Source organism: Halomonas sp. 3A7M (assembly GCF_014897875.1).
In the GTDB taxonomy this organism is placed as follows: domain Bacteria; phylum Pseudomonadota; class Gammaproteobacteria; order Pseudomonadales; family Halomonadaceae; genus Vreelandella.
Map to the genome: position 1 here is coordinate 16,171 of NZ_JABUZD010000034.1, position 22,742 is coordinate 38,912.

Consider the following 22,742-nt stretch of genomic DNA (forward strand, 5'->3'; position numbering starts at 1 on the left):
TAGCGACACAACAAAGGGCGCCAAGGCGCCCTTTTGCGATGTTAATGGTCAACCAATCTCTCAGCTATGCACCGCACGGATACGCCCATTATCATCCAACGCTACCATCACAAAACGCGCTTCGGTGACTTTCTGCCGCTCTTCCAAATGGCGACCCTGAGGTGGACGCACCCATACCTCAACATCAATCTTAATTGAGCTATGGCCTATTTCCCGCACGCAGGTATAGACACTTACCATAGAACCCACGCGTACCGGGCTTAAAAAATCCATCGCTTCGATAGCCACGGTCGCTGTGCGACCGCCTGCCTCTCGGCCCGCGGCTAATTCGGCGGCTTGATCCATCTGATTGACTAACCAACCCCCCGGAATATCACCATAGAGATTGGTATCTTGCCGAGAAGCCAGTAACTTTAAGGTGAGCTGCCCCTGCGGAGCAGGTACATCGTCCAAATCGGTGTCCAGCGGTGTCATAAGGTGGTCGCTTCAAAAGGTTATTGTTGTGATGTTGCTGCATCGCAATAGGCTGGTAATAGTTAATCACAAGAGGGGTGTCGTTTGAAGCGTTACAATTTACGACGTGTGAGCAAACATCAACTGCTACTGCTTCTGACTGGCTGGCTTTTAATGGCAGGCACGCTTGCCTGGGGGCAGCCAACTTCGGTGAGCGGCACGTTAGGTGCCGTCGGTTCTGACACCATGGCAGGCTTAGTGCTGCGCTGGGGCGAAGCCTTAAGCGCCCGCCACCCGGATATCAACCTGCAATTTCAGGCCGGCGGCTCAGCCAGCGCGCCAACTGCCTTAGTGGCTGGCACCACTCGCCTAGGGCCGATGTCACGTCCCATGACCCATGCAGAACGCCAGCAGTTTATTGACCGCTACGGTTACCCACCGCTTGAACTTCGTGTTGCTCGGGACGCATTAGTCGTGGCGGTACATCGCCATAACCCATTGGATACCCTGACACTCCAACAAGTCGATGCGATTTTTTCAACTAGCCTCGCTTGCGGTGCCCCCCACCCCATCCGGCGCTGGAGTACGCTGATCCCGGCGACGGATTGGCCCTATGGCCAAATAGCCCTGCATGGCCGTAACCTAGCGTCAGGTACTCATGGCCTCTTTCAGGCAAGAGCCCTGTGCGATGGCGAGTTCCGCCTAGATATCAGTGAACACCCAGGCTCATCGGCGGTCATTGCTGCGGTAGGAGAGTCCTTCAATGCCATGGGCTATGCAGGCTACAACCATTTAAACCCAATGGTGCGCGCACTGCGCCTAGTCGATGAATCCGGCGCTGCCGTTGCGCCCAACGAACGCTCTATTCAGCAAGGAAAGTACCCATTATCACGCGATCTCTATCTTTACGTTAACCTGCCACCCGGCGAGTCATTGCCACCTGTGGAGCAAGCCTTCCTGACACTTATCTTTTCCGAAGAGGGTCAGCAAATTGTCAAAGCAGCTGGCTTTGTGCCGCTGCCCAATCACCTGCGTGATGCTCAGCGCCAACACCTGTGAACTGTCATTTAATTGTCATAAACAAACGATAGGGTAAGGAGACTTGACCATGCATGCTTATTTTCGTGATGGCTTTCGCTTTTCTATGATGTCGACATGATTCCTCCTCGGCTACCCTTCTCGCGTCAGCCGCTGCGCCATATACAAGACCGACTTGCTACCGGGCTTATCACCGCCGGTGGCATCGGTGTTTTGTTGGCAATTTTAGCGATTGGTGTGTTCCTTTTTTGGGAAACGCTACCCTTGCTCGCCTTTGGCGACACGTTCAGCCTCGCTAAACTCTCGCCCCTTGCCTGGGGAACGTTAAAAGCGGCACTGGCGGCCATGCTATTCGCAACGCCTATTGCCCTGGGCGCGGCAATGTACTCTGCACTATTCATGTCAGCACGACTCCGTAGCCGTTTGAAGCCAACGCTTGAGTTGATGGAAGCAGTGCCTGGCGTTGTCATCGGTTTCATTGCCGGTTTATTACTCGCCCCCTGGGTGGAACGAAACCTGGCTAGTGCCTTGATGATCATTATTTGGCTACCTCTTAGCGCAGCCTTAGCGGGATATCTATGGTATCGGACGGCCGCCCACGTTCGTCAACGACTACCGCTTTCTTGGGCAGGCTTATGGCTGATCCCCTGGTTGGCTGGCATGGCTGTACTGGCTATATGGATTGCTCCCATCATTGAACAACACTGGCTTGGCGGCGACCTGCGACGCTTGCTGGATCAACGTTATGGTCTTGATTACGCCACTCGAAATGCATTGATTGTAGGCATTGCGATGGGATTTGCGGTGATTCCCAGTATTTATTCACTCGCGGAAGATGCACTTGCCGATGTGCCCCCTACCTTAATGGAAGGTGCTCAAGCGCTAGGCGCTAGTCGCTGGCAAGCACTGTGGAAAGTTGCCCTACCCACGGCAGGTCCTGGGGTCTTTTCAGCGGTGATGATTGGCGCTGGCCGCGCCGTGGGCGAAACCATGATTGTGTTAATGGCCAGCGGTAACACCGCGCTCTTGAGTGCCAGTCCGTTTGAAGGGCTGCGTTCGCTATCAGCCTCTATCGCCATTGAGCTTCCCGAGGCATCTCCAGGTGGGCTGACCTATCACTTACTGATACTGGCGGCGTTGGCCTTGTTCATTTTTACCTTTGTGGTGAACACCCTGGCTGAAATTGTCAGACAGCGCTTGCGCCGACGCTATCAACGCTTAGGGAGCACACTCTAATGCGTTGGCAGCGGGCTGTTTTTTCAAACGTTGATTTTTTAAAAATGAGCGGCAGCGGGCTCTGGCCTTGGCTTTGTGCTGCCTGTGTGGCGCTTTCGTTATTAATGTTGGCAGCATTATTAACGCTGCTGACGATTCGGGGGTTAGGGCATTTTTGGCCAGCGCCGTTAGAGGAAGTTACCCTCAAGTCAGGCGACATCGTCATTGGGCAGTCAGTTCGTGAAACGACGCTGCCCAAAGGAGCAGGGTCAGAACGGCTCTATTTCACTGGTAATCAGGATATTACAGGAAGCAACTGGCAGTGGATTGCCATTGATGAGATTAGCCAACAGGCCGAGCCAACCGACCTTATCCGCTTAACGCGCACCCCATGGGGTGATTTTATAGGTCGCTTAATGACGCTGGAGAGTGGCGATCAACGGTTAACAGAACAAGCTGCCTGGGCCTTCATCCAGGATGCGCTTGCCTTGCCCGTCAACCAGCGGCCCCCTGGCACGTTAGTGCTAGCCACCGCCGATGGTCAAATACTTCGCCAGCCGCTGGCAAGTGTTACCTACTTTCAATCACCAAATGCTATGTCATGGGGACAAAAAACCATCGCCTGGGGGCAACGCATCTGGCAATTTCTAAGTGAAGGGCCACGCGCCGCAAATACTGGCGGAGGTGTCTGGCCAGCCATTTTTGGCACTGTCTTAATGGTCATTCTGATGTCAGTAATCGTTACTCCGTTTGGGGTTCTCGCTGCCATTTACTTAAACGAAATCGCTCACCAAAACCGCTTAACGCGCTTAGTTCGCATTGGCGTACGCAACCTGGCAGGTGTGCCCTCAATCGTTTATGGCGTGTTTGGCCTTGGGGTATTTGTATACGGAGTAGGCGGCTCTATCGACAGCTGGTTTTTTAGCGATGAACTGCCCTCACCCACATTTGGAACCGGCGGCCTTCTTTGGGCCTCGCTAACACTTGCCTTGCTCACGTTACCTGTGGTGATTGTCGCTACCGAAGAAGGGCTAGCACGCATACCCGATGCCCAGCGGGAAGGTGCCGTTGCACTGGGGGCGACACGTTTAGAAATGTTAACGCGGGTGGTGTTGCCCATGGCAACGCCCGCCATGCTAACGGGGATGATTTTAGCCGTCGCCAGAGCCGCAGGCGAAGTGGCGCCGCTAATGCTAGTGGGCGTTGCCAAGCTAGCGCCGCAAATGCCTGTAGATGGTGAGTTTCCCTACCTTCATCTAGAGCGCAAGTTTATGCACCTCGGCTATCATTTATTTGATACCGCCTTTCATGGTGAAGATGTGCAGGCCGCCATTCCGCTGGTTTTCGCCACTGCGCTGCTGCTGGTATTAATCGTACTCGTGCTTAATCTAACTGCCATATTTCTGCGTCATTATCTGAGGCGTCAGCGAGGAAACGAATGTTAGCGTCTTTATCGTCCAACAATGCGGCTCTCGCACCCGTGGCGCGTTTTTCTGCCGAACAGCGCTGCTTGAGCATTGCAAAGTTTCACCTCGCTTATGCGGGGAAAATGGCGTTGCGCGATCTAACATTAGACCTACCACGCCACCGTGTAACGGCCTTTATTGGCCCTTCAGGCTGTGGAAAGTCAACGCTGCTACGCGCGATTAACCGACTGCACGACCTTAATGAATCGGTAACACACAGTGGCCATATTCAGCTTGAAGGTCAGGATATTCATGCCCCGGACATGAATGTTACCGAGTTGCGACGGCGCGTTGGGATGGTGTTTCAAACACCCAACCCTTTCCCTATGTCGATTTATGAAAACGTGGCCTTTGGCCTGCGTTTACAGCAACGCTTACCCAAGCGGAAGCGAGACGACATTATCGAATGGGCACTGACATCGGCAGCACTGTGGGATGAGGTTAAAGATCGTCTGCACCGATCGGCCTGGCAGCTATCTGGCGGCCAGCAGCAGCGCTTGGTCATTGCTCGTACGCTTGCCGTACAGCCGGATGTACTGCTACTTGATGAACCAGCGTCAGCCTTAGACCCGATCTCAACGCTGAAAATTGAAGAGCTGATTCGTAACCTTAAATCACAGCTAACGCTAGTGCTGGTTACCCACAATATGCAGCAAGCCGCGCGGGTTTCTGACTACACGGCTTTTTTGCAGCACGGTGAACTCGTTGAGTACGGGCCAACGGATCAAGTGTTCACCAACCCGCGTTTACAACGCACCGAAAACTACATCACCGGCCGCATCACCTAGGCCCCAAAGACATCACGTCAGGAGTGCTCAATGGATATTACGAGCGATAGCCACAGCCAACATATCTCTCGCCAGTTCAACCAAGAGCTGGAGGAGCTAAAAACCCACCTGATGGCCATGGGCGGTCTGGTGGAAAAACAAGTGCAAGATGCTGTTTTTGCGCTACTGGAAGGTGATAGCCGTCTTGCTGAGAAAGTGCGCGACAATGACCGCCAAGTGAACGACCTGCAGCTGCAAATTGACGATGAATGTACGCGGGTATTAGCGCGTCGTCAGCCCGCAGCTTCCGATTTGCGCTTAGTGCTGGCGGTTATTCGCGCAACTTCTGACCTTGAGCGTATCGGCGATGAAGCCAGCAAAATTGCTCGAAATGCACTACTGTTGAGCGAAAGTAGCGGCAGTATTCGTGGTTTAGTCGAAGTACGCCATATCAGCGAGCACGTGCGTAAAATGCTTCGCGATTCACTTACCGCTTTTGCGCGTTTTGATACTGATCTTGCAATGCAAGTTGTGCGCGAAGATGAGTTCGTTGACGATGAGTATGGTAGCGCCATGCGTTCGCTGATGACCTTTATGATGGAAGACTCACGTTCGATTAGCTCCGTACTTAGCATTATGTGGGTGCTACGTGCCTTAGAACGCGTGGGTGATCATGCCAACAACCTGGCGGAGTACGTTGTCTACTTGGTCAAAGGGTTAGATATTCGCCATAGCGATCCCGACACGATCGACCCGCAGGTACTTAAAAAATCTTGACCTAGCACGCGATTCCTCCTGCAATACGCCCAGATATCCCCTCTGGGCGTTTTTTCTAAGGAGCAAACATGTTGGATGCGATGACAGCGCTGAGTCGAGGCACTCGCTTGGTCTACCAGAAAGGTCTGCGGCGCTATATTTTCCTACCTATCGTGGTCAATATAATCGTTTATGCCAGCATGCTCAGTTTCGTGGTCAGCCGCTTTTCTGGCTGGCTAGACAGTGCGATGACAATGGTGCCAAGCTGGCTTGAGTGGCTCTCATGGCTAATCTGGCCACTGTTCTTTATCAGCCTACTGCTGGTGATCTTTTTTACCTTCACCCTGGTCACCCACTTAATCGCCGCACCTTTCTATGGTTTTTTAGCCGCGAAGGTAGAGCGCCAAGCAACAGGACGTGAACCCCTGGATGACCGCGGACTCGCTAAAACCGCCGTCGATGCCTTGGGTCGTGAGCTAGTCAAACTCGGTTATATTCTGCCACGCATGGTGATACTGTTTATCATTAGCTGGATACCTGGCCTGAACCTGATAGCGCCTATTTTGTGGATCCTTTTTTCCGCGTGGATCATGGCAATCACTTATTTAGATTATCCTATGGATAACAATAAGGTTACGTTTCGCGATATGCGTACACGATTATCGCAACGGTGGTGGCCAAGCCTCACCTACGGCGGGTTGATCATGTTAGTGACCTGGATTCCTCTCGCCAACCTGTTCTTAATTCCCGGCGCGGTGGCAGGTGCCGTCTTAATGTGGGACGACCACTACCGCGGCACGCGCGACATTACGCCTCATCGCTGATGGCTTAATCGCTATAACGCTGACACAACCTATTTGTTACCTTAAGGTTGTTTGGCTTCACTATTATTCTCAAGATTAAGCATAAGCCTTGTTAAGAAGATAAGGCCCCTACAAGGAATACGACCATGCTGACCCGCGCACTCTGGTTGACGGCTCTCCTCACTGGCTCAATCTCTTTCGCGTCGGCTCACGACGTTCAAACCGACCAGTTAAGGATCGCTCATCCTTTTGCCACGCCAACTCCCCCCGGTGTGGCAAATGGTGCCGCTTATCTGGATATTACGGCTCATACAGAGTCCGTCACACTGGTCAGCGCGCAGACACCTGTGAGCGAAAGTGTTGAGCTACATGATATGCAGATGGAAGGCGATATGATGAAAATGCGCCACGTCAGTGCTATCGAAATCGCTAAAGATGAAACGCTAACAATGCGCCCAGGTGGCGGCTATCACTTAATGCTAATGGGATTACATCAGCCATTGGCAGAAGGTGACCGGTTTCCCATCACGCTCGAATTTGCCCAGCAAGACGCTATTGAAATAGAAGTTTGGGTTCAAAGCGCCCAAGAAGGAAGCACCGCCGCTGACCGCCATCACCAGCATTAACAGGATCAATCGATCACCGTCTTAACCACAAAAACCCCGCCGAAGCGGGGTTTTTGCTATAAAACTTATTTGTCACACACGTTTAACCATCGCCCTCTTTACCAGCGTGTACTGCTACCTTCTTCACGGTTGAGTTCTTCAGCGCGATAACCTGCTCGCTCTTTAGAGTCATCATCAGCGTCACTGGCACGGCTTGAAGGAGCATATATCAGAGTATTCTCATTATCATTGATCAAATCTTTAGCTGAATAGGTTGCAGGGCCCGATGTGTTACGAGATTGAGGTTGAATAATTTCTTGGTTCTCAGCACGTCCTTGATTCAGCTCAATGGAAGAGTGTGCAAACGCTAATGGACTTGCGATAAGCCCCAACGATAAGCCCCAACGATAAGCCTACAACCACAGTGCTTTTAACAAATGATTTCAACAACATAAATAAAAACTCCTTGCTATATGGAGCAACCGACAATGCAATGATACAAGGTACCTTCTTTTGCCAATCGCAAAACGTGTCATCTGAATAATTGCATTTTTAACACCAAGAAACAGTGGGCAACGTAACAATGATTATACTATACACAAAAAATTAGACCCCACCGAAGTGGGGTCTTGAGCACTCTTAGTATCGCGATACGTAACACTAGCTTCCTATCCGTTTGAGGGGCTCCAGCCTTGGAATTAACCCTAACTAGCGTGTTGACCGTCGAAAGATTCAATCCTTGAATCTAGGAGCATCCATGCAATTTGACATCCATGCCTCTGAATAGCTCATCCGTAAGCGTAAGAGTTATAGTACCTTTTGAAAAGATAAGTAACCAAAGTTAATGTTACATTCCGCTATTTTCTTCAGGCAACTCATCTGTGCTGTCATAGCCAGACTCTGAATCGTCCTGGCTAGTTGAACTAGGTTCCATGTCGCTGGCGTTATCGCCTTCGTCATGAGTCAGCTCTTGGCTATCATAATCACTTGAATCTGTTGTACTTTCGGATTGAGTCTCAACAGGCTGCTCGTCAGGGGAAATATTGTTCGCGGGGTCTGCTGGCTCTTGAGCGAATGCTGCAGGGCTAGCCACTAAACCGAACGCTACACTTAAAATACCAGCTTTCTTGAGTAGTTCCTTGGACATCATGTTCCGTCTCCTAGATCGCTGTTCAGGTACTGCTTAAATAGTAAGAAAGACGGCCTTTCGGCTTACCAAATCCTATGGTTTTCTCTCTTACCAAGTACCAAGACACTTGCAGACGATGTGCCAAAAAATCAAAAATTATATAAAAAATCAAACAAAACAAACACTTAGTCAATAAAAAATAATAGAAAGGGCGCTTAAAGCGTTTGCAGATCAAGCAGGGAAAGTGGTTAGAAATGGCACATGAGTATTATGTGACCATACTTGTATGACAAGCATGACACACCTATACATCACTTGTACTTAAACAGAATTGCGCGAGGCGGACTCGCTTTTGACAACACGTGAAGACGGAAAAACACAGCGAAAGAGGGCTCCTTCGCCAGGGCGAGATTCAATTTGTAACAATGCGTCATGTCTTAGCAACACATGCTTTACAATCGCTAGACCAAGCCCGGTACCACCCGTTGCGGTACTACGCCCTTTATCAACGCGATAGAAACGCTCGGTTAAGCGTGGAATATGCACAGGGTCAATTCCCTCACCATCGTCGTCAACTTCAATACAAGCACTGCCATTGGGCATGGTTTTCCAGCGAAGTGTTATCTGACTACCCTCTGGCGTATACCGCACAGCGTTAAACACTAGGTTTGAAATAGCGCTATGCAGTTCCTGCTCGCTGCCGATCAGACGGGCATCGCTCTCAAGCGCGACTTGAACACTGTGCTGTTGATTAGAGAGCGCTAGCGCATCGCGGCGAATGGCGTCGAGCATTGGCCCTAACGCCAACGCATGATGATCCTCGCCACCTTGATCAATTTCTAACCGAGAGAGCAGTAGCAGATCATTGACTAAGTTTTGCATACGCTTCGTCTGCTCTTCCATCTGAGCAATACCTCGGCCCAAACGTGGTGGAAGTTGCTCTTTTAAGTCGCTGTAGGTTTCTAAATAACCCATCAATACCGTTAGCGGTGTGCGTAGTTCATGGGAAACATTGGCGACAAAGTCACGACGCATCTGCTCTAAACGATGCAAGCGGGTAATATCTCGCGCCATTACCAAGCGCTCATCATCACCATAGAGAGTAATTTGATATTGAAGGATATGCCGTTCATCGATGGGCGACGTTAAGGTCAGCGGCTCACCGTATTTACGTGCATTAAAGTAGCTGATAAATCGCGGGTCACGAAGCAGGTTGGTAATGTGCTGGCCACGGTCGTGGGCTGTTTGCAAGCCCAGCATTTCTGTCGCGGCACTGTTCCACCACTCCAGGTCGCCATGTCGATCTAGCATAACGACACTGTCACGCATCGCTTCGGATGATTCCTGAATACGTGCAAGGGTGGCACGTAAGCGATTCTGAGTAATCCGTTGGCTCTTTTGGTAGCGATACAAGCGATCAAAAAGCTCGCCCCACATGCCGCTCGCAGCAGGGGGTTCATCATGAGGATGAAGCGTTAACCACTTAAAGAGCGCTCGCAATTGGCGCAGTTGATACACCAGACAAACGGCAAGCCCCGCAGCAACTCCAAGACCTGGCATACCCAGCAACCACCCCAGACAAGCGCCCAAAGCGGCCAGCCACGCAATTCGCCATAGTTCTCGGCTCCACAGGCGCACCGTTACACCCGCGCGGAAAAACGGTACCCAGTGCCTCTCACCGTTTGAATGAGACTCTGGTGAGCTTCTCCTAAGGCCTTACGTAGACGTCGGATGTGAACATCTACCGTCCGCTCTTCAACGTATACGTTACCGCCCCACACTTGATCGAGCAGTTGGCTACGTGTATAGGCGCGCTCTTGGTGCGTCATGAAAAACTGCAGCAGACGGTACTCCGTCGGCCCCATTTCTAACGCCTTACCGTAAGCACTCACACGGTGGCTCACTGGGTCTAATAGCAAGCCATTAATTTCAATAGGATCTTCGACACCTCGGGGGGTAGTACGTCGCAATACTGCTTTTAAGCGCGCCACCAGTTCGCGGGGAGAGAAAGGCTTGGTGATATAGTCATCCGCCCCAGCCTCAAGCCCTTGAATCTTGTTATCTTCTTCGCCTTTAGCGGTCAGCATAATGATAGGCACCTCGGCGGTGGCTTCTTCACGCTTTAAGCGCCTTGCAAGCTCAATACCACTGGTGCCCGGCATCATCCAATCCAGCAAAAGCAGATCTGGCTGGTGGTCAACCATCATCGCGTGGGCATCCTGGGCGTTATCCGCTTCAAGAACGCGATAGTCAGCCATTTCCAGCGCCACTGCGATCATCTCGCGAATAGGCGCCTCATCATCGACAATCAAAACGGTCTTGGCGGTCATTCCAGGGCCTCACGGTGTTCAATGAAAACTAATTAAAAAAATAGTTTAAAAAACAGTTCAAAGACATGTCAGTGACGATAACACCATGACTCGATGACAATTTTATGACATAGAGGATATTTAGCCAGTTATTGGCCACCAACTTAGTGCAATACCTGCAAAAATTAACAAGCCAGACCAATGATTATTAAGAAATGCTTGGAAGCAGCGGTCGCGCTCACGGCCAGCGATTAAGCGTTGTTGGTGGACAAACGTAGCGGCCATAGCGGCTAGCCCAAGCCAGAAAAAGCCACCTAAACCAACACGCCATCCTACCCAGGCAAGTAGTCCAAGTGCCGCCACTTGCAGTACACCAATGATCAGACGATCAGCGCTACCAAACAGCACCGCGGTAGATTTGATGCCAATTTTCAGGTCATCGTCGCGATCGACCATGGCGTATTGGGTATCGTAGGCAACGGTCCACAGCACGTTCGCGCTAAACAATAGCCATGCTTCAAACGGCACATGACCCAATACCGCACCGAATGCCATGGGGATCGCCCAAGAGAACGCAGCCCCCAACACTACCTGAGGTAAATGGGTGTAGCGCTTCATAAACGGGTAAATGAACGCTAATACAACACCCCCTATCGACAACAGCACCGTAAACCAATTGGTCAATAGCACTAAAATGAAAGCAGTGGCTACCAGCGCGATAAACAGCAGCTGCGCCTCGGTTTCACTGATACGACCAGTGGCTAGCGGACGATGTTTAGTGCGCTTTACATGGCCATCGAAATGACGATCAGCGTAATCATTAACCACGCAGCCCGCGGCGCGCATCACATAAACGCCAGCAATAAAGATCAGCAGAACATTCCGCCCAGGCACACCCTCTGCTGCTATCCACAATGCCCATAAGGTGGGCCACATCAATAGCCAAGTACCAATCGGGCGATCCAATCGCGTTAAATGTAAAAAATCAGCCACCCGAGCCCATCCCGTTGGCCTCAACAGAGAACGGTCCATGCTTACCTCTCAAAAAGAAAACGCTGGCGATAGCCTAGCGCGAAGACAGGGCAAGATCATCTGCCATGGTCGATAAAAAGTATTCCTGCACTAACAGCGATAGCCCACTGTGCTGAAACACTGAGCGCCGCCCCCATACGCTGTCTAAAAGCGACGCAGAGTGTTCCGCGACAAAGCGTGGCTGATGGCGAGTGGCGTAGAGTGGCCCACGCACCAGGTCAGGTTGTTGAAACAACCAGCTGCCTAATGAACGCTCGCCAAGCCCTTCTAACCCCTTACCTTGTAATTGACTAAGTGGCGCTACCGAGCGTGCTACTACCCAGGGCTTATCGCCGACACACAACGCTACTTCCCTCAGCCATGCATAGCGGCGCGGTTCAATTCCCAGCGCTAGCGCTTCGTCCCGCAGAGGTAAGCCAATCGTTTGACGTAACAATTGCACCCGAAATGCGTTTGTGCCGCCTGCGACGGTTAACCGCGTCGTTAAGGAGTCCGTCGATGCCACCCACTGCCACCACGAAGCGCTCATTGCAGGACGAGCCGCAGCAACAGGGAGCCAGTGAGGAAATAGTCGATGAGGAAATAGGCAAGCTTGCCGAACAGTAGGGGCGATCACCAAAGTCTCCAAGGCGGTCAATACACAGAAAGCTAGTGTAACATGGTGACCTCACAGGCTTTTGTTCCGCCGACTTTTGGTGACTGCATGCCCTCACACGAGATATCGCGATATTCCCATTCGGCACTGATTATTATTGGCACCGGCATGGCGGGGATTGGCCTTGCGCGCGCCCTACGCCGACAAGGCGATACACGTGCCATTACCCTTATCAGTGCCGATAGTGGCGATGATTACAGTAAACCGCTGCTTTCTACTGGCTTTGCGAAACGCTTAACGCCAGACCAACTCGCCCAACGTGACGCCAGCGGCGTCGCAGAAGAGCTGAACGCTGAGTTAATTACCCACACCCAGGTCGCACACCTGCATGTGGATAACCAATGCGTAGAACTCAGTAATGGCCAACAGCTCCACTATAACGATCTGGTGCTAGCCACTGGTGCGGCGCCCCATACGCCGTTCAGCGTGCCTGAAAGTGTCGCCAAACGATGCTTCACCATCAACGACTTAGACGAATATCGCCGCTTTTATGCCGCATTAGGCGCAGCGCCTACTAAACGTGTCGCGGTTGTCGGTGCTGGGCTGGTGGGCTGCGAGTTCGCCAATGATCTCCATGCTGGCGGCCACCAAGTCACCCTCATTGCGCCAGAAAGTACCCCGCTGCAACGTCTGCTCCCAGAACCACTCGGCCAAGCGCTGGCGGATGCTTTCCAAGAGGCAGGCATCCAACTTGCCTTAGGGCATAACCTAACAACACTGGCACTTAACGTAGATGACGTCCTATCACTTCGTCTTGATAATGGCGACCTTTATGCTGCCGACATCGTGTTACTCGCCACGGGTTTAGCTCCGCGCACTCAACTTGCCGAAGCAGCCGGGCTGACGGTTAGCCATCGCGGTATTGTGGTTGACCGCCAGCTACGCACCTCTCGACCAAACATATTTGCGTTGGGCGATGTGGCTTGCGTTGAGGGAGTTAACGCTATGTACGTGCAGCCCCTGCAGGCGAGCGTAAAAGCGCTGGCGTCAACACTCGCCGGAAAACCAACCAGCGTCAGCTTTGGGGCGTGGCCCGTCATTGTGAAAACGCCCTTACTACCCGTGGTTGCCTACCCACCGGTAACCACACCAGCACGGTGGAGAATTGAGGGAGAAAGCGGTGAAATGACAGCGATTGCTGAAAATAAAGACGGTCGTTTGATTGGATTTGCGTTGACAGGCAGCTGCGTGAGAAGGAAAGTGGAGCTTTCCAGAGTAGCACCTGCGCTGCTAGGCTGATTTTCGCCGCCTTAGCGACTAGGCTAAAAAAGTTAACCAGCTGGGCAGTGCTTCTAACAACACAGATGAACTTACGCTTGATTTCCACATAGGGAGATACCTTTATGCGCAAACCTGAACTCGCAGCCGCAATTGCTGAAAGCGCTGATCTATCCAAAGACAAAGCAGGCCAAGTCCTGAACGTTATCTTGGACGAAATCACTAACAGCGTTGCCAAAGGCGAAGATGTCGCTCTGATTGGTTTTGGAACGTTTACCGTACGCCAGCGTGCCGCACGTACTGGCAAAAACCCCCAAACTGGCGCGCCGTTACAGATTCCTGCCAGCAAAAACGTTGCGTTCAAGCCGGGCAAAGCGCTTAAGGACGCCGTTTCCTAATGAAACTCAAGCTGACGCTGTGGCTACTGAGCTTACTGCTTAAAAGAGCCCTGCGACGCAAGCCGCGCTTTCGTGAGCAACTTGAGCGAATGCGCGGTCTGGACTGGGGCGTTGCCACGGAAGACCTCAGCATTGCCCGGTATTATCGAATGGCGCCGAAAGGCATTGATACCGGCAAAGGGCTACCCGTTGACCTAGACCTTGAGCTTCGTTTTCGCGATCAGGATGCCGCGTTGAAAATCCTTAAAAAGCCGACGCAACAGGCATTTCTAGATGGCATGGTAGCCGGTGAAGTCCGCCTAGTGGGCGACTCTGCCGATATGAATAAGCTGCAGAAACTACTTAAGTACCTATAGCGTTATTATCGGTTTAGAGAAAACTACGAGGCTTGGGGACCCTTAGGGTAACGATTTATACAGAGCCAGTGCAGAGGCATAGCAGCTACCAGTGGATATTCCTCATCAGCGATTGGTTTACTTTCGCGTTACCCTTGAGTCTGGCTCAGTGCGCCGCGCAGCGGCGCGCTTGGACATTGCCCCCTCGGCGGTAAGCCGGCAAACTGCCTTGCTGGAAGAAGCCTTGGGGGCAACCCTGATGGAGCGTCATCGCGACGGCATTTCGCCTACCCCGGTAGGCGAAATGCTGCTTGAGTACTGCGAACGACGCGGCGCTCTTGATGAAGGCTTTATTGCCTCACTTGAATCCTACCAACGCATGGAAACCGGCAAGATATCGCTCACCGTCGGTGAAGGATTTGTCAGTGACCTAGTGGCGTCCCCTCTGCATGAATTTACCCAACGCTATGCGGGCATTCAGCTCGATATCCATACCGCAGGCACATCGGGGATAATTGATGCCATTATCAGCGATCACAGCCATATCGGCTTGATGTTCCATGAGCGTACCCATCCCCAGCTGCGTTTCTGGTCATCTAGCCCGCAGCCACTGATGGCTATCCTGGCGCCCAACCATCCTTTAGCCAAGCACACCACACCGCTTACGCTCACTCAGTTAAGCACACAGCCGATGGCCATGTGGGATACCACCCATGGGGTGCGCCAAATGGTTGACCAAGCCTTTCAGCAATCGCGTATAGCCCCGCGCATGGCGATGAACACCAACTCCATGGTGATTCTGGCGCAATACGTGCGTAGCGGTATGGGCATTACCTTGCTGCCCGCCTTTGCCGTCGCCCATGATTTAGAGCTCGGCACGTTAGTAGCGCGCCCGGTAGATAATCCGCTTTTTCAGCGCTCCCAGGCCCACATGGTCACGCGGGTAGGTCGACAGCAGCCCAAAGCTAGCGTTCTGCTGCTACGCCACCTACAACGCTGGATGCAGGCCTTTCGCGCCCCAGGCTTGGCGGTGAGCGATCAACCAACACCACTGCCGTAACCAAATGCCACGCTGGCTTCGGGGGCGGTTTCTACCCAAACGCTTTGCGGCACCGTGTATTCGCGCAGGCCATCCAAACCACTGGAGCGCCCAAAGCCGCTATCGCCAAAGCCTCCGAACGGCGACATAACGCTGATCGCCTTGTAGCTATTGATCCACACCGTACCCGCTCGCAACTGACCGGCTACGCGATGCGCCCGCGCAACGTCCTGGCTCCAAACGGCACCAGCCAAGCCAAAGCGTGTCTCGTTGGCAAGTTGAACAGCCTCATTGTCAGTGTCGAAGGCCATCGCCACCAACACCGGGCCGAATACCTCTTGCTGAGCGATCTCCATATCCGGTGTGACATCGACCAGCACCGTAGGGGCGATAAAGTAGCCGTGAGCCTCATCGGGCAGCCCTAATGGACGTTTACCCCCCGTTAACAGCCGCGCGCCAGCGGCTACTGCAGCGTCAATCATACGCGTCACTTGCTCAAACTGGCGGCGATTCTGCAATGGCCCCATGCGCGTTGCTTCGTCACTAGGCAGGCCCACTTGAATCTGCTCCGCCGCCCGCGCCAAACGGCTGGTAACCTGCTCAAACACCGAGCGCTCAATCAACAGCCGCGATCCGGCCACACAGCTCTGTCCAGCCGCCGCAAAAATGGCCGCCTGGGCACCCGCAACGGCTTCATCCAGTTTGGCATCGGCAAACACGATATTAGCCGACTTGCCTCCCAGCTCTAACACGCTGGGTACCAGTCTCCGCGCACCAGCCTCGGCGATCATACGGCCACTCTGGGGGGAGCCCACGAATACCAGTTTGCTGATGGCAGGGTGATCGGTTAGCGCTGCGCCGGTCGATTTGCCTAGCCCATTGACGATATTGATCAATCCTTTAGGAAGCCCGCCGCTTTCAAGCAGCTTGGCAATCACCACCGATGAAAACGGCGTCAGCTCGGAAGGTTTTAGCACCACGCCATTGCCCGCCGCCATGGCCGGGGCTAACTGCCAGGCACAGGTGAACATCGGTGCGTTCCAGGGGGTAATCTGCCCCACCACGCCATAGGGCACGTGGTGCACATAGTTAAGGTGCGAAGTAGGCACCGGAATCACTTCGCCATGCTGCTTGTCGCACCAGCCCGCGTAATACTCGAACATCTCACGCACTTTGCCTACTTCAGCGCGGCAGTCACGAATCGGCTTGCCAGCCACTACACTTTCCAGCTGAGCCAGCGCCTCTTCATGGCCCTCCAGGCCACGGATGGCGGCATTCATGCGCCGTCCACGCTCGCTGGCGGTTAACGCCATCCATTCGCGCTGGCCACGCTCAGCGGCTTGGGTGGCACGCTCAATCAGCGCGGCTCCCGCATCGTGATAACTCACCAGCGTTTCGCCAGTGGTCGGATTGCTCAGGGTGATCACTTCACCCTCTCCTACCACTAAATCACCATCAATCCAGTTACTCAGCGGTGTGGCAGCGGCTAATCCAAAACCTTCAAGCAGTTCAACAAGATGGTCGCAGGCATGTTGGCTAAGTGTGTTCATTCGTTACCCTCCGCTTGAGTAGCGCGAGCTAATATCGGCGTAGTGATATGGTTAAAGTCATCGCTATCGGCGGGGTGATCGGCGTTGGCGTGCCAGGCATCGACCACGGCTTGTAACAGCGGCGAGGGTATATTCAGTTGCTCAGAGGCATCTCGCGCTAAACGCAGGTCTTTACGCATCAAACCGGTGGTAAACCCTGAGTCAAAGCGCTCACTCAGCACCCACTCGGGGAAGTTCACCTCGCTAACCGCACTACGCCCAGAACCACTATTGAGTCCCGCCAAGCAGGCGGCGGGGTCAACGCCCGCTTTGGCTGCCATAGCAACGGCTTCGGCGGTGGTTAACAAGTGCGCGGCACACAGGTAATTATTGGCAAGCTTGACCACATGGCCGCTGCCCGGGCCGCCCACATGGGTGCGCTTGGCTGACATCGCTTCCAGCATCGGCAATACCCGTTCGATAGTGCGTTCATCGCCTCCCAATAGCATCCCTAGCTTGCCACTAGCAGCGCCTTTCGGGCCTCCGCTAACCGGTGCATCCAACCATAGAAGACCCGCTGCGCTAACTTTTTCTGCCAGTTCACGCGTCACGGCGGGGTCACTGGTGGAGGTATCAACAATCACGCTACCTTTCGGCGCTAGGTTAATCAGGCCAGGCGATTGCTCGAGCACCTCACGCACATGGGCGGAGGTAGGCAACGACAGCAGGTAAACGTCGCTTGCGAGTAGCTCTTCGGGAGCCACCGCGGGTACCCCTTGTGCAGCAAGACGCGACCGTGCTTGCTCAAATACATCGCTTCCCGTTACCGCAAACCCGGCGGCTTTAAGCGTCAGCGCCATATTACCGCCCATCTGCCCCAGGCCGATGACAGTAATAGTTAAAGACCCAGTTGCCGAGGGCTCAGTTTGTAATGACATCGTAAAACTCCCAAAGCGCCTTTTAAGTAACAAGACGCTATGTTCGGTGGTGATATTTGGGGTAGACGCTCCCCTACCCAGTGGGCATCAGAGAGCGAATAACGTGTATTAAGTCAGGAATTTAGACGAGTAATGCTCTTACCAGCTCCACCCAGTAGCGCGCCCCCAGTGGCAACAATGCATCGTTGAAGTCATAGTGCGGGTTATGCAACGAAGCGGACTCCTCGCCATTGCCCATCCAGATATAGGCACCTGGGCGCTCGGCAAGCAGGAATGAGAAATCCTCAGACGCCATGCTGGGTGACGGGTTGCGGATCACGTTGCCACTACCGAGTAAGCTTTCCAGCACCGAGGCGCAGTGCTGAGCATGTTCAGGGGTATTGATAGTGGCGGGATAGCAGCGCTGGTAGTCCAGTTCAACGGTTAAACCATGAAACTCAGCTAAGTTGGTAATCGCTTGCTTAAAGCGCGCTTCCAAATGCTCTTTGTGTGCCATATCAAAACAACGCAGCGTGCCGCGAAGCGCCACCTGCTCGGGAATCACGTTGAAGGTATCACCGGCGTTAATACTGGTAATACTCAGCACGGCTGCTTTATCAGGCGGCGTTTCGCGACTCACCAACCCTTGCAGTTGGCTAATCAGTTGGCAGCTCGCCAACACCGTATCAGTACCTAAATGGGGCATCGCCGCATGGCAACCCTTGCCAGTCAGCGTCAGGCTAAAGATATCGAAGGCGGCCATAACGTCGGTATCGTGCACCGCGGCAACGCCAACCGGCAGCCCCGGCCAGTTGTGCAGGCCGTACACGGCATCCATGGGAAAGCGTTCAAACAGCCCCTCTTCAACCATCACCCGCCCGCCGCCGGCGTTCTCTTCAGCAGGTTGAAAGATAAACACCACCCGGCCTTTAAAATCAGGCTGCTGCTTTAACGCCCAGGCGGCGCCCAGCAGCATGGTGGTGTGGCCATCGTGGCCGCAGGCGTGCATCTTGCCAGGTGTTTGCGAGGCGTAGGCAAGCGCCGTCTCTTCGCGAATATCCAGGGCGTCAATATCGGCCCGTAGGCCGATCGTTTTACCTTCACCCTGTTGTCCATCCAGAGCGGCCACCACCCCCGTGCCAGCAATACCGGTGGTTACTTCAAAGCCCCACTCAGTCAGCAGCTCGGCAATACGCGCACTGGTGCGATGCTCCTCAAACGCGGTTTCCGGGTGCTGATGGAAATCATGACGCCACGCTTTTAGTTCTGCGCTATCCGGTAAGTCTACTGAAGCAGTCATCGTCTTATCCTTAAAGCATCACGTGGGCGACAACGGCAGAGCCAATAAAGGTACCGGTAAATACTAGCAGCGCTACCACTACCAGCTTCCAGCCGGTTTGCTTGAACATGGCGAATTCACGCCCGGTAAGCGCCAGCCCTGCATAGGCCAATACCGGCGTGACCACTGCCAGAAAATCCACTTCAGCCAGCCGTGCGATGATCCAACCATTACCAGGGAAGAACGGCAGCGTCGCGATAATGCTAATCAGCGACACCCAGGCCACGCTGGGCAGGTAAAAAGGACAAAACCGCCCAACCACCAAGCCGATAATGACCATGACATAGAGAATTAACATGCCGGGCAGCGCGTCTAATAAAGGCGAACCGTTGACGATATTGCTAAACCACGCCGCCACACACACCGCTGCCAGAACCAACGCGGTTTTACCCAGCTGATTTTCGGGACGTAGCTCTTTTAACGCCTCAGCATCGAACTGATCGATTGGGCTCTCATGAGTTTTCATGGCTAACCTCCTGGCGCGAGCCTTTTAAGCGCTTGTACATCCACTCGGTGATCGGTAGCGCGATAAATAGTGAGATATACAGACCGGTAGCGTAAGTAAGCAGGTTGCTTGCCCCGGCAAAGGCGAGTAGTTCGTCCTTAGATGCCGGTACCGCTTCGGCTAAAGCTGCCGAACACGCCGCCACCATACTGCCACTGCCCACCCCGCAGGCCATGGCCAAAGCACGAATATCAAGAATATCCAGCGAAGCGATATAGCCCGCCATTAAAGCGAAGTAGAGCGTACCGAACATGGTGCCCACAACGTACACCCCCATAATCCCGATGCCCTCAGGGCTTCTTAGCCCGTAACGGTCTGAAATAATGGCAATATTGGGTTCACGGGCGATAGAGTAGGTAGCGCCAATCGCTTCACGGCCCATCTTGAGGACTAATACTGCAAAGGGCAGCGCTATCAGCATGGTGCCCAGATTGCCTAACTCTTGGAGTATCAGCGCGGGGCCAGCAGCGATAATCTGCTCGATCGCAGGGCCAATGGTGGAACCAAATTTGGCGATAAACGGCAGGATGGCAATGAGAATAATCGGGCCAGCCGCATTGCTGACCGGCTTGGGAATCACCTTGCCCATTGCCGAGAAAAGATGAGGGTTAAACAGTACGCCGATCACAAAAGCGTAGAGCAGCGGTAGTAACAGTAGTGTTCCCGGCCCGAGAGGAATACGCACGATGCCGACCCACTCGGCAAACATTGACGTCACTATCACCGTAAGGTGAAGACGCCAATCCAGCATTAACTTGAGATCCATAGGAGTGTCCCTGTTTTTTTTAGAGTCACTCCGAGTATCGAAAGGTTGCCGTTCCAATCATAGGACCTTAGTGCGCTATTTTTTAGAACACTCCAACAGTTTGGACTAGAGGGCAATAATAAATTAAAGCGACAATGGCCTAACCTTGAAGGGGTTGAGAGAGGAGTATGGCACCGTACACCTACCAACCCTATGTTATACTAAAGTATAAAATTTACCCACCAGAGCCTTTATGCCTATTTCATTGCCTTTGCGGCGTCTATGGACCCTAGATAAGTTTGCCTACAGCCTGCGCGTGTTTATCGCGTTCAGCGGGGCACTGCTGTTTAGCGGTTTTGCAGGTGACATCGCGCTGGTGATTCCGCTGTTTTTGGGCATTATTGCGAGTGCGCTTTCTGAAACCGATGACAGTTGGCAGGGGCGCTTACAGGCGCTGGTGGTGACACTTGCTTGCTTTGCATCGGCCTCGTTTGTCGTTCAGTGGCTTTTCCCCTGGCCGTGGTTGTTTGCAGTTGGGCTGGCAGTTTCTACCTTCACGTTAATTATGCTGGGTGCCATTGGCCAGCGGTACGCGACCATTGCGTCAGGCACGTTAATCCTATCGATCTACTCAATGATCAACATTGAACAGCACGGTGGCGTGGATGAAGACGTGGCTTCCCGGCAATTGCTGCTGCTTGCAGGAGCCGCGTGGTACGGGGTTATCTCAATCCTATGGTGCGCCCTTTTTTCGCGCCAGCCAGTTAAACAAAGCATGGCGCGGGTATATAAAGCGCTAGGTGAGTTTTTAATCTTGAAGTCTGCGTTGTTTGAGCCTGTCCGCGAGGTCGATTTAGAGGCGCGGCGCGTGGCGCTAGCTAGGCAAAATGGCAAAGTCGTCGATGCCCTCAACCAAGCAAAAGAGATGATTTTCCGCCGCTTAGAGGGGCAGCGAGGCAGCCGCAAGTTGAACCGCTACTTACAGATTTACTTTATCGCCCAGGATATACACGAGCGGGCAAGCTCTACCCACTACCCCTATAGCGCGCTCACCGAAGCGTTTTTTCACCATGACGTGCTCTTTCGTTGCCAGCGACTCTTAGACCAGCAAGGCCGTGCCTGCCGCCAGCTAGCCAAATCGTTGTTGCTTAACCGTCCCTTTGGCCATGAGCAGAGTGAGCAAGCGCTGGCCGATCTACGCGCTTCTATCGACAACCTAAGCGAGCACGGTAAGCCGGAATGGCGTCCGCTCATGCATCCGCTCAATGCACTTGCCGATAACCTGTCTATCCTGGAAGCTCAGATTGCCAGTGCTCACAACCCAGACACCGACGATGATCGTCGTGATAGCTCGCTTTACGACCGCTCCCCCTCTAGCGTGCTAGAAGCGTGGAAACGCGTTCAGCTAAATTTGACGCTGGGTTCACCCACGTTTCGCCATGCGGTGCGCTTATCCACCGCGCTGCTAGTGGGTTATGGGCTGCTCCAGTGGCTTGACCCTGAACAGGGGTTTTGGATTTTACTCACCACGTTGTTCGTCTGTCGCCCTAACTTTGCCACCACGCGTCGCTTTCTGTCACAGCGCATCCTCGGCACAGTGCTTGGCCTCATTGCCGGTTGGGCATCCATTAGTTTGTTCCCCCAAGCCAGCATACAAAGCATGATTGCGGTGGCTGCGGGCGTGTGTTTTTTTGCCAACCGCGAGCGTCACTACGTTATCGCCACCGCCTCAATCACACTGCTGGTACTGTGCAGCTTTAACCAGGTCGGCGACGGTTTTAATCTGATCTTACCTAGGCTATTGGATACCTTGGTGGGTTCGTTGATTGCTGGGCTAGCGGTATTTTTTATTCTGCCGGACTGGCAAGGGCGTCGGCTGTATCGGGAGGCCGCAAAAGTCCTCACCAACCACCGCCGTTATTTAGATGAGATTGTTCACCAGTATGAAGAGGGAAAGCAGGACGATTTGGCTTACCGGTTAGCCCGCCGCAATGCTCACAACGCCGATGCAGCACTGTCAACGCTGCTCACCAATATGCTCCACGAGCCGGGGCACTATCGCAAACAGGACGCCGACAGCGGCCTACGCTTTCTAGTGCTGTCTAACACGCTACTAAGCCACTTATCTGCTCTTGGCGCTCACCGCCACCAGTTGGCTGAAGATGAGGACGACGCCGCTTTGGTGCCCCTTGCCAAGCGCATCAGCGAGCTGCTGGAACAACTGGCAGAACAGCTCAACAAGCGCCAACCCATCACGCCCTTAACTGATCAAGTCAACGACCTACTCGCGCAGCTAGAGCAGAATGCCTCAGATTCCTTCGATAAGAAGGGCTCAGAGGGAGACGAACAAGCCATTGCCCTTTACCGTCCCATCCAAAGCCAGCTACGCCTAATTGCCGCGCAGCTAGGGCCACTTGGTGAAGCCGCCAACCGCTTAACGGAGACCCCGGTAGAGAGTCACCAAGCAGCGAACACCGCCGCTTAAGCGT

24 protein-coding genes are annotated in these 22,742 nt (G+C 53.3%); 12 read left to right on the forward strand and 12 right to left on the reverse strand.

Going from position 1 to position 22,742, the window contains the following annotated elements:
- Positions 1 to 60: 60 nt before the first annotated feature.
- Complete coding sequence (locus INT19_RS02425; protein WP_083007699.1) at positions 61 to 474, reverse strand: acyl-CoA thioesterase; 414 nt, start codon at positions 472 to 474, stop codon at positions 61 to 63.
- 84 nt (positions 475 to 558) lie between these two features.
- Between INT19_RS02425 and INT19_RS02430 the strand changes: the two genes are divergently transcribed.
- From INT19_RS02430 to INT19_RS02460, 7 genes are all read left to right on the forward strand, one after another.
- Complete coding sequence (locus tag INT19_RS02430; protein ID WP_193059584.1) at positions 559 to 1,512, forward strand: PstS family phosphate ABC transporter substrate-binding protein; 954 nt, start codon at positions 559 to 561, stop codon at positions 1,510 to 1,512.
- A gap of 96 nt (positions 1,513 to 1,608) precedes the next feature.
- The gene (locus tag INT19_RS02435) at positions 1,609 to 2,727 is read left to right on the forward strand and encodes an ABC transporter permease subunit (protein WP_193059585.1); all 1,119 of its coding nucleotides are present in this window, start codon (positions 1,609 to 1,611) and stop codon (positions 2,725 to 2,727) included.
- Positions 2,727 to 4,151, forward strand: coding sequence for a phosphate ABC transporter permease PstA (gene pstA, locus INT19_RS02440; RefSeq protein WP_193059586.1), 1,425 nt, complete (start codon positions 2,727 to 2,729; stop codon positions 4,149 to 4,151). Before INT19_RS02435 ends, pstA begins: the two co-directional genes overlap by 1 nt.
- Entirely contained in the window at positions 4,145 to 4,960 is an 816-nt protein-coding gene (pstB, locus tag INT19_RS02445; protein WP_089040211.1) for a phosphate ABC transporter ATP-binding protein PstB, read from the forward strand. The genes pstA and pstB overlap by 7 nt, the downstream gene beginning before the upstream one ends.
- A 30-nt stretch (positions 4,961 to 4,990) precedes the next feature.
- Entirely contained in the window at positions 4,991 to 5,716 is a 726-nt protein-coding gene (gene phoU, locus INT19_RS02450) for a phosphate signaling complex protein PhoU (RefSeq protein ID WP_193059587.1), read from the forward strand.
- Positions 5,717 to 5,784: 68 nt separating this feature from the next.
- Positions 5,785 to 6,519, forward strand: a complete 735-nt coding sequence (gene cysZ, locus INT19_RS02455; protein ID WP_193059588.1) for a sulfate transporter CysZ — start codon at positions 5,785 to 5,787, stop codon at positions 6,517 to 6,519.
- 125 nt (positions 6,520 to 6,644) lie between these two features.
- Entirely contained in the window at positions 6,645 to 7,124 is a 480-nt protein-coding gene (locus INT19_RS02460; RefSeq protein ID WP_193059589.1) for a copper chaperone PCu(A)C, read from the forward strand.
- A gap of 98 nt (positions 7,125 to 7,222) precedes the next feature.
- On the opposite strand, the gene INT19_RS02465 is transcribed toward INT19_RS02460, so the two are convergent.
- The 6 genes from INT19_RS02465 to INT19_RS02490 form a co-directional block, all read right to left on the reverse strand.
- A complete protein-coding gene (locus tag INT19_RS02465) occupies positions 7,223 to 7,495 on the reverse strand; it encodes a hypothetical protein (RefSeq protein WP_193059590.1) in 273 nt (90 codons plus the stop codon).
- Positions 7,496 to 7,950: 455 nt separating this feature from the next.
- Positions 7,951 to 8,253 carry a hypothetical protein gene (locus INT19_RS02470; RefSeq protein ID WP_193059591.1) on the reverse strand — a complete coding sequence of 101 codons (303 nt, stop codon included), beginning with the start codon at positions 8,251 to 8,253 and terminating at the stop codon, positions 7,951 to 7,953.
- Between the two features lie 300 nt (positions 8,254 to 8,553).
- The gene (gene phoR, locus INT19_RS02475) at positions 8,554 to 9,870 is read right to left on the reverse strand and encodes a phosphate regulon sensor histidine kinase PhoR (RefSeq protein ID WP_193059592.1); all 1,317 of its coding nucleotides are present in this window, start codon (positions 9,868 to 9,870) and stop codon (positions 8,554 to 8,556) included.
- Positions 9,871 to 9,872: 2 nt separating this feature from the next.
- Positions 9,873 to 10,562, reverse strand: a complete 690-nt coding sequence (gene phoB / locus INT19_RS02480) for a phosphate regulon transcriptional regulator PhoB (protein ID WP_009723274.1) — start codon at positions 10,560 to 10,562, stop codon at positions 9,873 to 9,875.
- Between the two features lie 120 nt (positions 10,563 to 10,682).
- Positions 10,683 to 11,573, reverse strand: coding sequence for a 4-hydroxybenzoate octaprenyltransferase (ubiA, locus tag INT19_RS02485; protein WP_089040204.1), 891 nt, complete (start codon positions 11,571 to 11,573; stop codon positions 10,683 to 10,685).
- Between the two features lie 34 nt (positions 11,574 to 11,607).
- Positions 11,608 to 12,189, reverse strand: a complete 582-nt coding sequence (locus INT19_RS02490; protein WP_319022176.1) for a chorismate--pyruvate lyase family protein — start codon at positions 12,187 to 12,189, stop codon at positions 11,608 to 11,610.
- An 87-nt stretch (positions 12,190 to 12,276) separates the two neighbouring features.
- Here INT19_RS02490 and INT19_RS02495 point away from each other — a divergent pair, with 87 nt between their 5' ends.
- The 4 genes from INT19_RS02495 (at position 12,277) to INT19_RS02510 (ending at position 15,239) form a co-directional block, all read left to right on the forward strand.
- Entirely contained in the window at positions 12,277 to 13,467 is a 1,191-nt protein-coding gene (locus INT19_RS02495; protein WP_193059593.1) for an NAD(P)/FAD-dependent oxidoreductase, read from the forward strand.
- A gap of 104 nt (positions 13,468 to 13,571) precedes the next feature.
- Positions 13,572 to 13,844 carry an HU family DNA-binding protein gene (locus INT19_RS02500; RefSeq protein WP_009723279.1) on the forward strand — a complete coding sequence of 91 codons (273 nt, stop codon included), beginning with the start codon at positions 13,572 to 13,574 and terminating at the stop codon, positions 13,842 to 13,844.
- Positions 13,844 to 14,200 carry a hypothetical protein gene (locus INT19_RS02505; RefSeq protein ID WP_038479712.1) on the forward strand — a complete coding sequence of 119 codons (357 nt, stop codon included), beginning with the start codon at positions 13,844 to 13,846 and terminating at the stop codon, positions 14,198 to 14,200. The genes INT19_RS02500 and INT19_RS02505 overlap by 1 nt, the downstream gene beginning before the upstream one ends.
- Positions 14,201 to 14,291: 91 nt before the next feature.
- A complete protein-coding gene (locus INT19_RS02510; RefSeq protein WP_193059594.1) occupies positions 14,292 to 15,239 on the forward strand; it encodes a LysR family transcriptional regulator in 948 nt (315 codons plus the stop codon).
- Here INT19_RS02510 and INT19_RS02515 read toward each other — a convergent pair.
- The 5 genes from INT19_RS02515 to INT19_RS02535 all read right to left on the reverse strand — a co-directional run bounded on the left by INT19_RS02515 (position 15,218) and on the right by INT19_RS02535 (position 20,274).
- Positions 15,218 to 16,768: an aldehyde dehydrogenase family protein gene (locus INT19_RS02515; RefSeq protein WP_193059595.1), complete on the reverse strand. Its 1,551-nt coding sequence runs from the start codon at positions 16,766 to 16,768 to the stop codon at positions 15,218 to 15,220. The genes INT19_RS02510 and INT19_RS02515 overlap by 22 nt on opposite strands.
- Positions 16,765 to 17,685, reverse strand: coding sequence for an NAD(P)-dependent oxidoreductase (locus tag INT19_RS02520; RefSeq protein WP_193059596.1), 921 nt, complete (start codon positions 17,683 to 17,685; stop codon positions 16,765 to 16,767). Before INT19_RS02520 ends, INT19_RS02515 begins: the two co-directional genes overlap by 4 nt.
- Positions 17,686 to 17,806: 121 nt before the next feature.
- Entirely contained in the window at positions 17,807 to 18,964 is a 1,158-nt protein-coding gene (locus INT19_RS02525; RefSeq protein ID WP_193059597.1) for a M20 aminoacylase family protein, read from the reverse strand.
- 10 nt (positions 18,965 to 18,974) lie between these two features.
- A complete protein-coding gene (locus INT19_RS02530; RefSeq protein ID WP_089040199.1) occupies positions 18,975 to 19,469 on the reverse strand; it encodes a hypothetical protein in 495 nt (164 codons plus the stop codon).
- Positions 19,456 to 20,274 (reverse strand): DUF3100 domain-containing protein, encoded by an 819-nt coding sequence (locus INT19_RS02535; RefSeq protein WP_193059598.1) that lies wholly within the window; start codon positions 20,272 to 20,274, stop codon positions 19,456 to 19,458. The genes INT19_RS02530 and INT19_RS02535 overlap by 14 nt, the downstream gene beginning before the upstream one ends.
- 232 nt (positions 20,275 to 20,506) lie before the next feature.
- Here INT19_RS02535 and yccS point away from each other — a divergent pair, with 232 nt between their 5' ends.
- Positions 20,507 to 22,738, forward strand: coding sequence for a YccS family putative transporter (yccS, locus tag INT19_RS02540; protein ID WP_193059599.1), 2,232 nt, complete (start codon positions 20,507 to 20,509; stop codon positions 22,736 to 22,738).
- Positions 22,739 to 22,742 lie beyond the last annotated feature (4 nt).